This window comes from Halegenticoccus tardaugens (genome assembly GCF_004116405.1).
In the GTDB taxonomy this organism is placed as follows: Archaea; Halobacteriota; Halobacteria; order Halobacteriales; family Haloferacaceae; genus Halegenticoccus; species Halegenticoccus tardaugens.
On sequence record NZ_SDIC01000006.1, the window covers coordinates 67402 to 80963 of the forward strand.

A 13562-nucleotide genomic window follows, 5' to 3' on the forward strand; every position below is an offset into this window, starting at 1 on the left:
TCGGGACGTTTCCGAGACGCTGGGTGTCACGGTTAGTTGATGACCCTCGGCGACGTACGGTCTCTCACCCGCGGCGTTGACACGGCTGCCACGTGCCTCTGACAGTCACCGTGCCCGTGCCGCGGGGTTTTCAACGACCTCGCCACACCGGCTCGCGGTCCTCCAGAAACGCGTCGATTCCCTCGTCCTTATCTTCGGTAGCGAAGAGGCCGACGAACAGCTCGCGCTCGTAGTCGAGGCCGGCCTCCAGGTCCAGCCGCGAGGCGGCCCGAACGGCTTCCTTCGCCCGCCGGAGCGCCACGGGGCTCTTGTCGGCCATCTTCTGCGCGAGGTCGTTCACGCGATCGTCCAGCGCGTCGGCCGGCACCGCCGCCTCGACGAGGCCGATCTCGGCCGCCTCCGTCGCGTCGATCAGCTCGCCGGAGAGGACGAGCCGCATCGCCTGTCCGGGACCGACGAGCCGCACCAGCCGCTGCGTTCCGCCGCCGCCGGGAACGAGCCCGAGGTTGATCTCGGGCTGGCCGAGCTTCGCGTCGTCGCGGGCGAACCGCACGTCGCACGCCTGCGCGAGTTCGCAGCCGCCGCCGAGCGCGTGGCCGTTGATCCGCGCGATCACCGGCTTCGGACAGTCGGCGACCGTCTCGTACACGCGCGGTCGCTCGCTCGCCTCGCGCTGCTCGACGAGGCTCCGATCTCTGAGTTCCGTCACGTCCGCGCCCGCGACGAACGCTCGCGCCTCCTCCGACCCGGTGAGGACGACGACCCGAACCGCGTCGTCGTCGGCGACGGCCGCGAAGACGGCCTTCAGCTCCCGCCGAACCGCCGCGTTCATCGCGTTGCGCGCGTCCGGTCGGTCGATCGCGACGGTCGCTACCCCCTCGCCGCGCGCGCCGACCTCGGCCTCGACGTGTTCGCAGTCCGCGGCGACGGCGACGACGCTCGCTTCCTTTCCGCCGTCCGCTCTCTCACCGCCGTCACGCATCGTCCACCCCGCTCACGCCCGCGATCTCGCCGTCCTCCCAGACGTAGAACCCCTCGCCGGTCTTCTTGCCCAGCTTCCCGGCGCGTACCTTGTTCCGGAGGATCGTCGGCGGGCGGAACCGCTCGCCGAGTTCCTCGCGCAGGTGTTCGAGGATGCCGAGGCGCACGTCCAGCCCGACCACGTCGCCGAGTTCGATCGGTCCCACCGGGTGGTTGTACCCGAGTTCCATCGCGGCGTCGACGTCCCGCGGCTCCGCGACGCCCTCCTCGACCATCCGCATCGCCTCGACGCCGAGCGCGACGCCGAGCCGCGAGCTGGCGAACCCGGGCGCGTCGTTCACGACGACGGCGGTCTTTCCGATCCCGTCGACGAACGCCTCGGCGAACGCCCGCGTCTCCGCCGACGTCTGCTCCGCGAGGACGACCTCGACCAGCGCCATGATGTGCACCGGGTTGAAAAAGTGCAGTCCGATCGCCCGCGTCGGGTCCGACAGCGCGCTCGCGATGCCCGTCACCGGGAGCGAAGACGTGTTCGTCGCGATCGCGGCGTCGGCGGGCGCGACCTCCTCGACCTCGCCGAGCACCGTCCGCTTCAGTTCCTCGTCCTCCGGGACGGCCTCCACCACGAGATCCGCGTCGGACGCGGCCGCCGCGAGGTCCGTCGTTCCGACGATCCGGTCCAGCGCCTCCCGGGCCGCCTCGGCGGTGACCTTCCCGCGCTCGACCCCGCCGTCGAGGTTCGATTCGATCGCCTCGATCCCCTCGTCGACGATCCCCTCGTCGACGTCCCGGAGCGCCACCTCGTGGCCGGCCATCGCGCTCACCTGGGCGATGCCGTGGCCCATCGTCCCCGCGCCGAGTACACAGACGTTCATGAAGGATTCCGTGACCGGCGGGCGATTAAATCATTCCCTCCCGGCGTTCGCCTCGCTGTTCGGCCCGTAGAGTTACAGTCTCGTGCGGCGGACTTTCCGTCGAACATGTCAGACAAGACGATCACCGAGGAGAAGCTCGCGCGCGAGGAGGCCGCGGAGCGTCTCGAACGATTGGCGGCGGCGCTCCGCGACGGCGACGACGGCTGCGACGTTCGGGTCGGGAACAAGACCGTCAGGCTCCACCCGCCGAAGAGGGTGAACGTGGAGGTCGGCGTCCGCGAGCGCTCGTCGATCCTCCGCGGGAGCCGCGAATCCGTCACCGTCACGATCGACTGGAAGCCGAAGTAGGCGCGCGTCGGATCCGCCGTCCCGCGACCGTCGTCTCAGCGGACGGGTCGCGCCTTTCGCCCGTACCGCGTCACGCCCTCCTGCGTGTAGATCCGCCTGACCACCGCCTCGACGGCGTCGCCGGCTCCCACGCGCTCGGGGTCGGCGTCCGTCACCTGCATCGGCACGCTCGCGCGCCCCTCTTCTTCCTCCCTCTCCGCGTCGAACGCGACGATCGCCGTCGCGAACTCGCCGCCGCGCGCGCCCTGCCGTGCGAACTCCGGCGGCGCGCCCCCCGGGGAGACGGTCGTGACGGTCTCGACCGCTCCGCGCCGGGAGAGTTCGACGCGCTCGAATCCCGAGAGCGCGCCGCAGCTCGGGCACGCGCCCTCGGCGGGGAACGCGAGCGCCTCGCACGCCGGACAGCGACCGGCGACGAGGCGGTACCGCGCCTCGCGGCTCCGCCGCCACGACGGCACCGACACCATCGCGCCGCCGCCGGCCGGCGGGTCGCCGACGATCTCGCCACGCAGGCGGAGGTAGTCGGCGTAGCTCACCGACTCGCCGCCGCCGAGCGCGAGGTCGACCGGGGGCGCGTCGCCCGAAAAGAGGAGTGCGTCGGCGCCCGCGCCGTCGCCGTAGCCGACGACGAGCGTTCGCGTCGCGCCGCCGGCGAGCGCGCGGGCGAGGGAGAGGAGCGGCCCGGCCGCCCCGGCGTCGCCGAGGTCGTGGACGGCCGCGGCGCGACGAACCGCCTCCGGGTCGATATCGAGCGCCTTCGCGGCGCGGTACGGGAGTCTGCCGTCGGGTGCGCCCAGCGCGACCGCCCCCGCGGTCGCGTCCTCCAGCCCTTCGACCGCGCCGCGTACGGCTTCGGTGTACGCCTCGCGGTCGTACGCGGTGACGCCGAGGCCTTCGACGGACTCGCTCCCCGCCCGTCGGAAGCGCGTCCCCGGGTAGTCGACGCCGTACTCGGCGCGGTCTTCGAGTGTCGTCGGCCCGTCGTCGGTCAGGACGAACGCCGCCGCGCCCGCGCCCGCGGCGTGTCCTTCGGGGCTGTCCGGTTCGCCGCGGGGACAGTCGGCGGCGACAACGAGCGCCGGGAATCGACCCGCGTCGACGGCGGCGGCGAACGCCTCCGTCCCCGCCCGCGCGCTCCCGGTCAGGTACCGCCGGACCGCGGTCGCGGGAACCCCGAGGAACTCGCCGAGCCGCGGGGTGAGATCCGTCGCCGCCACCGGCGGCGTCGAGGTCCCGAACGCGAGCGCCTCGATCTCGCCCGCCGCGACCCCGGCGGCGTCGAGCGCGCGCTCCGCCGCCTCCGTCGCCATCGTCAGGGCGTCCTCGTCCGCCGCCGGGACGGCCGACGAGCGGATCCCGGCCGCATCGAACCGTCCCCACGCCTCCCGGACGGTTTCGGCGTCGACGCGGTACCTCGGGGCGTACGCCGCGACCCCGGCGACGCCGACGCGCCCGTCCGCCCGCGGCGCCGGCGGGCGCGGCTCCGCCCTCGTGCGCTCGCCCCTCATGCGCTCGTCCCTCCGTCGGCGGCGGCCGGCGGATCGGCGTCTTCCGTCTCGAACACGTGGACCACCGCCGCGCCGCCGCTGCCGCCGACGTTGTGCGTCAGGCCGCGCTGGGGGGCGGAGAGTTGGCGATCGCCCGCGTCGCCGGTGAGCTGTTCGAACGCCTCGACCGCCTGTCCGGCCCCGGTCGCGCCGATGGGGTGGCCTTTCGATTTCAGCCCGCCGGAGGTGTTGACGGGGAGCCGCCCGTCGATCTCCGTCGCGCCCGAGTCGATCATGCCGACGGCCCCGCCGCGTTCGCAGAGCCCGAGGTCCTCGTAGGCGAGCAGTTCCGCGATGGCGAAGCAGTCGTGGACCTCCGCGAAGTCCAGATCCGTCGGGTCGACGCCGGCCATCCGGTAGGCGGCCGTCGCCGCCCGTCTCGACGCCGGAATCGACGTGTACGTGTCGCGCTGGAACAGCCCGACCCGGTCGGTCGACGCGCCGACGCCCGCGACCCGGACGCGCCGATCGAACGACGCCGCGGCCTCCTCGCTCGCGACGAGCACCGCGGCCGCCCCGTCCGTGGTCGGACAGCAGTGGTACAGCGTGAGCGGGTCGGCGACGACGGGGGCCGATTCGGCGTCCTCCAGCGTGCAGGGGAAGCCGAGGTGGGCGTGTGGGTTCTTCGCACCGTTCGCGTGGTTCTTCACGGCGACCCGCGAGAGCGACTCCCGCGCCGCGCCGTGCTCGCGGAGGTACGCGTCCGCCATCTGCGCGTACACCCCCGAGAACGTCGTGCCGGCCATGCGCTCCCACTCGGTCTCGCCGCTGACGCCGAGCCAGTACCTCGTCGCCTCGCTCGACGCGTCGGTCATCACCTCGAACCCGCCCGCGAGGACGAGGTCGGCCATCCCGCTTTTCACCGCCATCACGGCGGATCGGATCGCGTAGCCGCTCGCCGCGCAGGCGTTCTCGACACGGGTACAGGGGACGCCTCGGAGGCCGACGTGCTCCGTAACCGCCGGTCCGGGGAGTCCCAGTTGCCGCCCTCCGACCCCCAGCGTTCCGACGTACGCCTCGTCCACGTCGCCCGGTTCGAGGCCGCCGGCGCTCTCCGCTGCGTCCTCGTACGCCGCCCGGAACAGCGATCGGTAGCTCTCGTTGGGAAACGACCCGTAGTCCGACTGGCCCGCTCCCACGAGATACGCGTCAGCCATGCCCGAACCATACGGGTCGATCGTGATATACCCCGCGGTGGCGGCGCTCGTCGCCCGCGCCGCCGCGACGCACCGAGGGACCGCAGGGTAACGGTTTTGTGGACTCTCGCCGAGGGTCGTTCATGGTTTACGATGAGGGAGAGTCGATCCCCCGACCCGAACTCCGCGAACTGCAAGGAGAGCGGCTCAGAGAGACCGTCGAGCACGCTTACGAGAACGTCCCGCACTACCGCGCCGCGCTCGACGAGGCGGGCGTGTCGCCCGACGACGTCCGGGGAATCGACGACGTGACGAAGCTCCCCTTCACGACGAAGGACGACTTCCGCGACACATACCCCGACGGCCTCGTCGCGGTCGACCAGTCCGAACTCCGGCGGATCCACGCCTCGTCGGGGACGACGGGAAAGCCGAAGATCGTCGCGTACACGGAGCGCGACCTCGGCGTCTGGTCGGAGGCGATGGCCCGCTCGCTCGTCGCCGCCGGCGTCGAGTCGGGCGATCTCGTCCAGAACGCCTACGGGTACGGCCTCTTCACGGGCGGGCTCGGCGTCCACATGGGCTGCGAGGAACTCGGGGCGAACGTCATCCCCATCGGCGGCGGGCAGACCGGCCGGCAGATCGAACTGCTCTCCGACCTCGGGGCCGACGTGCTGACCTGCACGCCCTCCTACGCGCTCTACCTCGCCGAGGCGGCCGAGGAGCGTGGCGTCGACCCGCGAGCGTGGAACCTCTCGACGGTCATCGTCGGGGCGGAGCCGTGCACGCCGCCGATGCGCCGGGAGATCGAGAAGGCGCTCGACGTGACCGCGCTCGACATCTACGGCCTCTCGGAGATCGTCGGACCGGGCGTCGCCATGGAGGGCGTCGAGAAGGGGGGCCTGTACGTCTGGGAGGACCACTTCTACCCGGAAGTGATCGACCCGGACACCGGCGAGCCGCTGCCCGAGGGCGAGGAGGGGGAACTCGTGTTCACGACCCTGACGAAGGAGGCGGTGCCGGTGCTGCGGTACCGAACCGGCGATCTGACGACGCTCACCCGCGAGCCGTCGGCGTCGGGGCGGACGGTGGCACGGATGGGCCACGTCACCGGGCGGAGCGACGACCTCCTCATCGTCCGCGGGGTGAACCTCTACCCGAGCGAGATCGAATCCGTCGTCGTGGAGTTCGAGGAAGTCGCCCCGCACTACCGGATCGACCTGCGCCGCGACGGACAACTCGACGCGATCGACATCACGGTCGAGCGGGACGACCACTTCGACGGGGACGTCGACGACCTCCGGGAGCGACTCTACGACCGGCTGAAGACCGTCCTCGGGTTCACGCCCGACTCGCTCGCCGTCGTCGATCCCGGCGGCATCGAGCGACAGGAGACCGGGAAGGTAAAGCGCGTGTTCGACCACCGGACGGGTGCCTAACCCTCGCCGTTTCGTTCCGCCCTCGGGTCCTCGATCTCGCCGCGTTCGACGGCGTCGCGGCGCTCGTTCTCCGCCCCGATCAGTCGCCCGCTGCGGAGGTAGTACGCGGGCGCGACGAACGGCAGCACGAGCGCCGCGAGGATCCACAGGTACCGGGTGCGACCCCACCGCAACCCCTGCCTGCGGAGCGAGGCGACGTCGGCGTAGACGAGGAGGGCGAAGAAGCCGTGGCTGCCGACGAGCACGCCGAGCACCGCCCCGATCCCGAGGGAGGACACGAGGAGGAGGATGACGCCGCCGATCACCCAGACGATCGGCAGGATCGACCGGTACCGTCCCTTCACGCGGGGTCGGCGCTTCGTCCGGTGGACCTCTGTGCCGCGTCGGTAGCCGTCCATGCCCGACGTAGGCCGCCGCCGGGTGAAAAGCGGTTCGTCCCGCGGAGGCGATTTCCCTCGCGTCCCCGCTCTTTCGTCGTTCGCCACTCCGTTCTTTCGTCGCTCGCGTCCCCGTTCTCTCGTCGCGTCCGGACGGTGCGACGGTCCCGATTGTCTCCTCGACGCCTGAATATCAAACCCACAGGTATATATGCCTAAACGCCGGAGTAAGTAACGGAGTTATTGCGAATGGCAAAAGGTACTGTCGCTTTCTTCAACGACACTGGCGGTTACGGATTCATCGACACTGAGGACGCGGACGAGGACGTGTTCTTCCACATGGAGGACGTCGGCGGCCCGGACCTCGAAGAGGGTCAGGAGGTCGAGTTCGACATCGAACAGGCCGACAAGGGCCCGCGCGCGAAGAACCTTCAGCGGCTGTAACGACACGAAAGACGGTTTTCAGTATTTTACCGGCCGACCAGCGGCAGTGCCGCCTCGACCGCGCGACGCCGCTCAGCCGAGCGGCTTGACGTCGACCTCGTGCGGCCCGTCCGGCGTTTCGAGCGCGACCGACCGGACGAGGTGTTCGCGCACCGCCGCCCGCCACCGTTCGACGGCCTCGACGTGCCGCGCGCGGTGTTCCTCCGGGGAGTAGTCCATTCTCGCCCCGAGCTCGTCCACCGTCTCGTCGACCTCCGGGTACGGCGGCGCGTCCGCGTCGACGAGGCGGCGCGGGTCGACGTGGATCGGCCGCTCGTCGCCCTCGTACGCTCCCTCGCCCCCTTCGACGTGGATTCGCGCGCGCATCCGCCCGTAGAAGGGCGGGGTGATCCGGAGGACGACCCGCCGGCCGCTCCGCTCGGTCGCTTCGAGCGCGGTCACGACGTCGTCGACCGTCACCGCGATCGACCTGATCGCCGCCGGATCCGCGCCGCCGACCCCGTCGCGTCGTCGGTTCGTTCCGTCGCTCATCCTTCGCTTCGGCTTCGCTTACGACGTCGATCCCTATTGCCCTTTAGCCGGTGCGCCGCCCCCGACGTCGATCGGGCGGCGTCTCCATCCGGGCGTCGCGGGGCGGAGTCCGCCCCCGCACTCCGGGCAGGCGGCGCGGTACGCCGCGGGGCTGACCTTGCAGTCGCAGGCGCGACAGACGTAGGAAGGGTGCTCTGGCATCGGACGGCGGTTCGGCGCGTTGGATGTTAAATGTTATCATGGAACGCTTACTCCGCGACGGAACGTACACAAATTTTTATCATCGTTACGTGAACTGGGGCCATGGCCTACAGCTACGAGCCGCACTACTTCGAGGACTTCGAGGTCGGCCAGGAGTTCCGGAGCGTCGGCCGGACGGTGACCGAGACGGACTTCGTGATGCACTCTGCGCTCTCTGGCGACTGGACGGAGCTTCACACCAACCGCCACTACGCCGAGGACGAGTACTTCGGCGAGCGCGTCGCCCACGGCCCGATGACGTTCGTCCTCGCAACCGGCTTCGTCTACCGCTGTGGCTTTCTAGAACGGACGGTGCTCGCCTTCCTCGGCATGAACTACATGGACATCCCCGCGCCGGTCCGGATGGGAGACTCCGTCTCGCTCGCGATGGAGGTGACCGAAACGAGGCCGTTCTCCAGCCGCGACGACGCCGGCCTCGTCGTCGTCGACACCGAGATGACGAGACAGGACGGCGAGGTCGTGTTCGCAGGCGACATGAAGTTCATGATCAAGACGAGGGGAGCGTAGTCTCCTCCCGGACGATCGCGCGCGAGGAATCCCCGCCCGGATCGTGCACCCGCGAGAGAGACGGCGCTCAGTTCGTCGGCGACGCCCCGATCTCGCCCCTGCCGCTCGCGTACTGACGGAGGAACACGACGGCGATGAGCGCCAGTCCCACGAGGTCGGTCGTCATCCCAGGTGCGATGAGCACGACCGCCCCCGCGACGAGGACGGCCCGTTCGACGACGTGCGTCGGGGCGTACAGGTACCCCTGCGTCCCCGCCGAGAGCGCGACCACCCCGACGAGCGCCGTCGCCGCGCCGACGACGACCTTCGTCGTCGAGCCGATGAGGAGCAGTTCGGGCCCGTACACGAACAGGTAGGGCACGAGAAAGCCCGCGGCGGCGAGGTTCACGGCCGTCAGGCCGGTCTTCCACGGATCGGACTCCGCGATGCTGCTCGTCGTGAACACCGCCAGCATGATCGGCGGCGTGATGGCGCTGATGATGCCGAAGTAGAAGATGAAGAGGTGCGCCGCGAGCGTTTCGACCCCGAGCTGCGTGAGCGCGGGCGCGCCGAGCGCGGCGAGCACGACGTAGGCGGCCGTCGTCGGCAGCCCCATCCCGAGAACGATCGAGGTCACCATCGTCAGCGCGAGCGCGACGATGAGCACGCCGCCGGACGCCGACGCGATGAGCGAGCTGAACTTCAGTCCGAGACCGGTGAGCGTCACCATCCCGACGACGATCCCGGCGGTGGCGCAGGCGACCGCGACCACGACGGTCATCCGCATCCCGCGGTCGAGCGCGCGCACGACGAGGCCGCCGGCGTCGGAGAGCAGCCCCAGCGCGGTCCCGACGTCGCCGTTCACCAGCGCCCCGACGAACCCCCGGACGGCGGAGAGGGGGATCGCGACGACGAGCGTGAGCACGATCCCGACGAACGCCGCGAGCATCGCGGAGTAGCCGAACACCAGCATGGCGACCAGCGCGACGATCGGGATCAGGTAGTGAACGCCGGTCCTGAGCAGGTGCCTCGGATCGGGCAGGTTCGCCCGCTCGATCCCTTCCAGCCCCTGTCGCTTCGCGCGGAAGTGGACCGCCGCGCCGACGCTCAGAAAGTACAGGAGCGCCGGGATCGCGGCCGCGGCGATGATCTCGACGTAGCTGATGCCCGTCCACGCCGACATGATGAACGCGCCCGCGCCCATCACCGGCGGCATGATCTGGCCGCCGCTGGACGCCGCGGACTCGACGGCCGCGGCGTAGCGGTTCTTGAACCCGGTGCGCTTCATCAGCGGGATGGTGAACGCGCCGGTTGTCGCCGCGTTGGCGACGGCGCTCCCGTTGAGGCTCGCGAGGAACCCGCTCGCGAGGACCGACGTCTTCGCCGGGCCGCCGGTGCTGCGCCCGGTCGCCCCGTACGCGAGGTCGATGAACCAGTCGCCGATCCCCGTCTCCTCGAGGAACGCCCCGAGGATGATGAACACGACGACGTACGTCGCGCTCACGTCGAGCGGGATGCCGAAGATCCCTTCCGTCGTCAGGTACGTGTGCGAGACGATCCGCTCGATCGAGTACCCCCGGTGGATGAGCGGCCCCGGCATGAACCGCCCGTAGTAGGCGTACGCGAGGAATCCCCCGGCGATGATGGGGAGCGCCCGGCCGGTCGCGCGGCGCGTTATTTCGAGCACGATCAGGATCGTGACCGCCCCGAACAGCAGGTCCTGCGGCAGCGGCGCGCCGGATCGCTGGGCCAACCCGCCGTACCTGATGGCGTACGCGATGTAGAGGACGCTCGGCACCCCGACCGCGATCAGCAGCCAGTCGTACCACGGGACGCCCTCTCGGTCCGCGGCTCGCGCCGGGAAGTACAGCATCGCCAGCACGGTGATCGCCGCCAGGTGGAGCGACCGGTTGGTGAACGCGCCCGGCGTTCCGAATCCGGCGATGAGCACGTGGTACGTTCCCGCCACGACCGCGACCGCGACCGCCGCGGTTCGGGCCCGCCCGGACAGGGTCCTCCCCGGCTTCGTCTCGGCGTCGCCTTTCGCTTCGTCGGTCAACTCTCCCTCGCTCAGTTCGCCGTCGGTCGGTGTCGTGTTCGTCATACGTGTGCCTCCGCCCGCAACCGGAGATAGTCGAGGTAGCTCACCCGCTGCACCGAGAACCGGATCGAGTCCCACCGATCCGCGTACTCGTACAGCGGCCGCTCTCGCCCGTCGGAGACGAGCGTCTGGTTCGTGTACTTCGCCACGCGGACGGTGAACGAGCCGAGATCGCGGTGCATCCGAAGCACCGTGAAGTTCCCCTCCCGGGTCCGGTTCGCCTCGGTGTATTCGAGGCCGATCGCGTGGTACCGGTACTCCTCGCGGACCTGCACGATCGACGTCCCGCGTACCTCGTACACCTCGTGAATCGGCGTCTCGTCGAACGAGTGGACGTAGTGTATCGCGAACCGATCTCCCTCGTGAACTCGCTCGACGCCGAGCGTCTCGCCGCTCCGCGGGTCCTCCATCGCTAGGACGGTCACGTCCGTCGCCGCGCCGGCAACGAGAAGCAGCGCGAAAACGGCCGCGACGACCCGCCGACCGCGCATCTCAGAGGTCCGCTTCGTCGAAGTACTTCCTCGCGCCCGGGTGCAGGTCGATCGGCGCGTCGCGGGCCGTCTCCTCGAACTGCTCCGCCGCCGGGTGGACCTCGACGAGGGCGTCGACGTTCTCGTAGATCGTCTTCACGACCTCGTACGCGAGGTCCTCGCCCATGTCCTCGCGCGCGACCATCGAGTTCGTCACGTCGGGGACGTTCACGTCCTCGTCCTGGCCCTGATACGTTTCGGCCGGGACGGTGCCCTTCACGTAGTAGTCGAACTCGCTCGTGAGTTCGTCGAGATCCTCCGCCGGGAAGTCGAGCATCCGGATGTTCCGCTGGCTCGCGAGATCCTGGATCGAGGAGGCGGGGTACGCGACGCTCCAGAAGCCGGCGTCGATCTGCCCGTCCTTGAGCGCGCTGGCGGTCTCGCCGAACGAGAGGCGCTGTTCGTCGATGTCGTCGTACGTGAGGTCGTAAAATTCGAGCAGCTCCTTCGCGATCACCTCGGTTCCGCTCCCGGGCGAGCCGACGCTCACCTTCCTGCCCTCCATGTCCGCGATCGACTCGATGTCGGTGTTTTCGAGCGTGATCACCTGCGTCGAGTTCTGGTACGCGCCGAACAGCGCGGCCAGCGGCAGCGGCTCGTCGAAGTCGCCCTCGCCGTCGACGGCGAGGAGCACCGAGTTGCCAAGCGCGAGCGCCATCGTCATCTCCTCGTCGGCGACGAGCCGGCAGTTCTCGACGCTCGCGCCCGTGGACTCGGCCGACGCTTCCACGCCGTCCATGTTCTCGTTGAGAACGTCGGCCATCCCGCCCCCGAGCGGGTAGTACACCCCGCCGGTGCCGCCGGTGCCGATGGTGACGAACTGTTGTCCCCCAGACCCTTCGTCGCCGGCCCCGGCGGGACCGCCGACGCACCCGGCGAGCCCGGCGATCGCGGCCCCCCCAGCTACCTTCGCGAACGTCCGTCTGTCCAGCCTCCGCGTGCCGCTGTCACGAGCCATACGCCCCCGTATCGATCATTGTTAATAAGCGTATTTTCGACGAATTTATTTATTCGCGAGTAAGATAGTTTTCACTCAGAATCCATATCTCGTATGCCGCCGTGCCCCCGCGTCCGCCTCCTCTCGCCTACCGCGGGGCGAACGCTTATGCGGCGGTGCTTCCGACGGTTTCCATGCTCGATCACGCGGACCGCGCGTCGGCGACGTCGATCCGTCGCCCCCTCGTCGAACGCGCCCCGATCGATAGTACCCCGAATCTGACAACACCGCCTTCGTCCCCGACGGATCATGGTCGGTGAGGCGCGCGACCCGTCCGGCGACGAGGGTCCCCTCTCGGGCGTGACCGTCCTCGACGCCTCCCGCGTGCTCGTCGGGCCGTTCTGCACGATGCAGCTCGGCGACCTCGGGGCCGAGGTGATCAAGGTCGAGCGTCCGGACGGCGGCGACCAGACCCGCGGGTGGCACCCGCCGACGTACGGGGACTCCGACGAGAGCGCTTACTACCTCAGCGTCAACCGGAACAAGCGCTCGATCGCGCTCGACCTCGCGTCGGAGGCGGGCAGGGAGGTGTTCCGCGACCTCGCCCGCGACGCCGACGTGCTCGTCCACAACTTCCGCGTCGGAAAGACGGCCGACTGGGGGCTTGACTACGAGCACCTCCGCGAGGAGAATCCGGGGCTCGTCTACTGCGCGCTGTCGGGGTACGGCGAGTGGGGGCCCGCGAAGGACCGTCCGGCGTACGACATCATGATGCAGGCCGAGGGCGGGCTGATGAGCATCACGGGCGAGGAGGGCGGCCCGCCGGTCCGGGTCGGCGTCGCCCTCGCGGACGTCGGCGCGGGGATGTACGCGGCGCAGGCGATCCTCGCGGCGCTGTTCGAGCGCGAACTCGGCGACGGGACCGGTCAGAAGATCGACGTGAGCCTGTTCGACGGGCAGGTCGCGTGGATGACGTACATGGCGTCGTACTACTTCGCCACGGGCGAATCGCCCGGCCGGATGGGGAGCAAACACCCGACCATCGCCCCGTACCAGGCGTTCGAGACGGCCGACGGCTACGTCGTCGTCGCCGTCTCCTCGGAGCACATCTGGCCGCGCTTTTGCGCCGCGATCGGGCGCGAGGCGCTCGCGGACGACCCGCGCTTTGCGGCGAACGCGGACCGCGTCGAGAACCGCACCGCCCTCGACCGCGTCCTCGAACCCGTCTTCGCCGAGCTGACGACGGCGGAGGCGCTCTCCCGCCTCGACGACCACGACGTGCCGGCGAGCGACGTGAAGGACGTGGCGGCCGTCTTCTCGCACCCGCAGGTCGAAGCGCGCGGCATGCTGCGGACGGTCGACCACCCGACGGCCGGCGAGGTGAAGATGCCCGGCAGCCCGATGTTCTTCTCGCGGACGCCGACCGACGTCCGCAGACACCCGCCGCTCCACGGCGAACACACGGCGGAGATCCTCCGCGAACGCGGCTACGACCGGGCGGAGATACGACGACTGCGCGAAGACGGCGTCGTCTGAGTCTCGAAGGCGGTGCAGACGGTTCCCACGCCTACG

Annotated in this window: 15 protein-coding genes; 5 read left to right on the top strand and 10 right to left on the bottom strand. The window is 70.2% G+C overall.

Annotation, left to right across the window (positions count from 1 at the left end; translation table 11 throughout):
* Nucleotides 1–130: 130 nt before the first annotated feature.
* Together C3L37_RS16220 and C3L37_RS16225 are read right to left on the bottom strand one after the other, a co-directional pair.
* The gene (locus tag C3L37_RS16220; RefSeq protein WP_129115645.1) at nucleotides 131–982 is read right to left on the bottom strand and encodes an enoyl-CoA hydratase/isomerase family protein; all 852 of its coding nucleotides are present in this window, start codon (nucleotides 980–982) and stop codon (nucleotides 131–133) included.
* Nucleotides 975–1856: a 3-hydroxyacyl-CoA dehydrogenase family protein gene (locus C3L37_RS16225; RefSeq protein WP_129115646.1), complete on the bottom strand. Its 882-nt coding sequence runs from the start codon at nucleotides 1854–1856 to the stop codon at nucleotides 975–977. Before C3L37_RS16225 ends, C3L37_RS16220 begins: the two co-directional genes overlap by 8 nt.
* Before the next feature lie 105 nt (nucleotides 1857–1961).
* Between C3L37_RS16225 and C3L37_RS16230 the strand changes: the two genes are divergently transcribed.
* Nucleotides 1962–2204, top strand: coding sequence for an amphi-Trp domain-containing protein (locus C3L37_RS16230; protein WP_129115647.1), 243 nt, complete (start codon nucleotides 1962–1964; stop codon nucleotides 2202–2204).
* Between the two features lie 35 nt (nucleotides 2205–2239).
* Here C3L37_RS16230 and C3L37_RS16235 read toward each other — a convergent pair whose 3' ends face one another.
* A complete protein-coding gene (locus tag C3L37_RS16235; RefSeq protein ID WP_129115648.1) occupies nucleotides 2240–3712 on the bottom strand; it encodes a zinc ribbon domain-containing protein in 1473 nt (490 codons plus the stop codon).
* On the bottom strand, nucleotides 3709–4908 hold the full coding sequence (locus C3L37_RS16240) for a thiolase C-terminal domain-containing protein (RefSeq protein ID WP_129115649.1): 1200 nt from the start codon (nucleotides 4906–4908) through the stop codon (nucleotides 3709–3711). Before C3L37_RS16240 ends, C3L37_RS16235 begins: the two co-directional genes overlap by 4 nt.
* 122 nt (nucleotides 4909–5030) lie before the next feature.
* Here C3L37_RS16240 and paaK point away from each other — a divergent pair, with 122 nt between their 5' ends.
* Nucleotides 5031–6323 (top strand): phenylacetate--CoA ligase PaaK, encoded by a 1293-nt coding sequence (gene paaK, locus C3L37_RS16245; protein ID WP_129115650.1) that lies wholly within the window; start codon nucleotides 5031–5033, stop codon nucleotides 6321–6323.
* Here paaK and C3L37_RS16250 read toward each other — a convergent pair.
* Nucleotides 6320–6721, bottom strand: a complete 402-nt coding sequence (locus C3L37_RS16250; protein ID WP_129115651.1) for a hypothetical protein — start codon at nucleotides 6719–6721, stop codon at nucleotides 6320–6322. The two genes, paaK and C3L37_RS16250, sit on opposite strands and share 4 nt — an antisense overlap.
* A gap of 228 nt (nucleotides 6722–6949) precedes the next feature.
* Here C3L37_RS16250 and C3L37_RS16255 point away from each other — a divergent pair, with 228 nt between their 5' ends.
* Complete coding sequence (locus C3L37_RS16255) at nucleotides 6950–7144, top strand: cold-shock protein (protein ID WP_129115652.1); 195 nt, start codon at nucleotides 6950–6952, stop codon at nucleotides 7142–7144.
* A 72-nt stretch (nucleotides 7145–7216) separates the two neighbouring features.
* Here the strand turns inward: C3L37_RS16255 and C3L37_RS16260 are convergent, their stop codons facing one another.
* A complete protein-coding gene (locus tag C3L37_RS16260; RefSeq protein WP_129115653.1) occupies nucleotides 7217–7675 on the bottom strand; it encodes a hypothetical protein in 459 nt (152 codons plus the stop codon).
* Between the two features lie 33 nt (nucleotides 7676–7708).
* Entirely contained in the window at nucleotides 7709–7876 is a 168-nt protein-coding gene (locus C3L37_RS24450; protein WP_164974774.1) for a hypothetical protein, read from the bottom strand.
* 102 nt (nucleotides 7877–7978) lie between these two features.
* On the opposite strand from C3L37_RS24450, the gene C3L37_RS16265 reads away from it, so the two are divergent.
* Nucleotides 7979–8443: a MaoC/PaaZ C-terminal domain-containing protein gene (locus C3L37_RS16265; protein ID WP_129115654.1), complete on the top strand. Its 465-nt coding sequence runs from the start codon at nucleotides 7979–7981 to the stop codon at nucleotides 8441–8443.
* A 67-nt stretch (nucleotides 8444–8510) separates the two neighbouring features.
* Here the strand turns inward: C3L37_RS16265 and C3L37_RS16270 are convergent, their stop codons facing one another.
* The 3 genes from C3L37_RS16270 to C3L37_RS16280 are packed head-to-tail and all read right to left on the bottom strand — an operon-like array spanning nucleotide 8511 to nucleotide 12011.
* Complete coding sequence (locus C3L37_RS16270; protein WP_129115655.1) at nucleotides 8511–10526, bottom strand: TRAP transporter permease; 2016 nt, start codon at nucleotides 10524–10526, stop codon at nucleotides 8511–8513.
* Nucleotides 10523–11014 (bottom strand): DUF1850 domain-containing protein, encoded by a 492-nt coding sequence (locus C3L37_RS16275; protein ID WP_129115656.1) that lies wholly within the window; start codon nucleotides 11012–11014, stop codon nucleotides 10523–10525. Before C3L37_RS16275 ends, C3L37_RS16270 begins: the two co-directional genes overlap by 4 nt.
* A 1-nt stretch (nucleotide 11015) precedes the next feature.
* Nucleotides 11016–12011: a TAXI family TRAP transporter solute-binding subunit gene (locus tag C3L37_RS16280; protein ID WP_228546289.1), complete on the bottom strand. Its 996-nt coding sequence runs from the start codon at nucleotides 12009–12011 to the stop codon at nucleotides 11016–11018.
* Between the two features lie 288 nt (nucleotides 12012–12299).
* Here C3L37_RS16280 and C3L37_RS16285 point away from each other — a divergent pair, with 288 nt between their 5' ends.
* The gene (locus C3L37_RS16285) at nucleotides 12300–13526 is read left to right on the top strand and encodes a CaiB/BaiF CoA transferase family protein (RefSeq protein ID WP_129115657.1); all 1227 of its coding nucleotides are present in this window, start codon (nucleotides 12300–12302) and stop codon (nucleotides 13524–13526) included.
* Nucleotides 13527–13562 lie beyond the last annotated feature (36 nt).

Bases quoted from the DNA above. Each gene is read 5' to 3' on its own strand.
- C3L37_RS16220 (WP_129115645.1), bottom strand. From the start codon at position 982: ATGCGTGACGGCGGTGAGAGAGCGGACGGCGGAAAGGAAGCGAGCGTC.
- C3L37_RS16225 (WP_129115646.1), bottom strand. From the start codon at position 1,856: ATGAACGTCTGTGTACTCGGCGCGGGGACGATGGGCCACGGCATCGCC.
- C3L37_RS16230 (WP_129115647.1), top strand. From the start codon at position 1,962: ATGTCAGACAAGACGATCACCGAGGAGAAGCTCGCGCGCGAGGAGGCC.
- C3L37_RS16235 (WP_129115648.1), bottom strand. From the start codon at position 3,712: ATGAGGGGCGAGCGCACGAGGGCGGAGCCGCGCCCGCCGGCGCCGCGG.
- C3L37_RS16240 (WP_129115649.1), bottom strand. From the start codon at position 4,908: ATGGCTGACGCGTATCTCGTGGGAGCGGGCCAGTCGGACTACGGGTCG.
- paaK (WP_129115650.1), top strand. From the start codon at position 5,031: ATGGTTTACGATGAGGGAGAGTCGATCCCCCGACCCGAACTCCGCGAA.
- C3L37_RS16250 (WP_129115651.1), bottom strand. From the start codon at position 6,721: ATGGACGGCTACCGACGCGGCACAGAGGTCCACCGGACGAAGCGCCGA.
- C3L37_RS16255 (WP_129115652.1), top strand. From the start codon at position 6,950: ATGGCAAAAGGTACTGTCGCTTTCTTCAACGACACTGGCGGTTACGGA.
- C3L37_RS16260 (WP_129115653.1), bottom strand. From the start codon at position 7,675: ATGAGCGACGGAACGAACCGACGACGCGACGGGGTCGGCGGCGCGGAT.
- C3L37_RS24450 (WP_164974774.1), bottom strand. From the start codon at position 7,876: ATGCCAGAGCACCCTTCCTACGTCTGTCGCGCCTGCGACTGCAAGGTC.
- C3L37_RS16265 (WP_129115654.1), top strand. From the start codon at position 7,979: ATGGCCTACAGCTACGAGCCGCACTACTTCGAGGACTTCGAGGTCGGC.
- C3L37_RS16270 (WP_129115655.1), bottom strand. From the start codon at position 10,526: ATGACGAACACGACACCGACCGACGGCGAACTGAGCGAGGGAGAGTTG.
- C3L37_RS16275 (WP_129115656.1), bottom strand. From the start codon at position 11,014: ATGCGCGGTCGGCGGGTCGTCGCGGCCGTTTTCGCGCTGCTTCTCGTT.
- C3L37_RS16280 (WP_228546289.1), bottom strand. From the start codon at position 12,011: ATGGCTCGTGACAGCGGCACGCGGAGGCTGGACAGACGGACGTTCGCG.
- C3L37_RS16285 (WP_129115657.1), top strand. From the start codon at position 12,300: ATGGTCGGTGAGGCGCGCGACCCGTCCGGCGACGAGGGTCCCCTCTCG.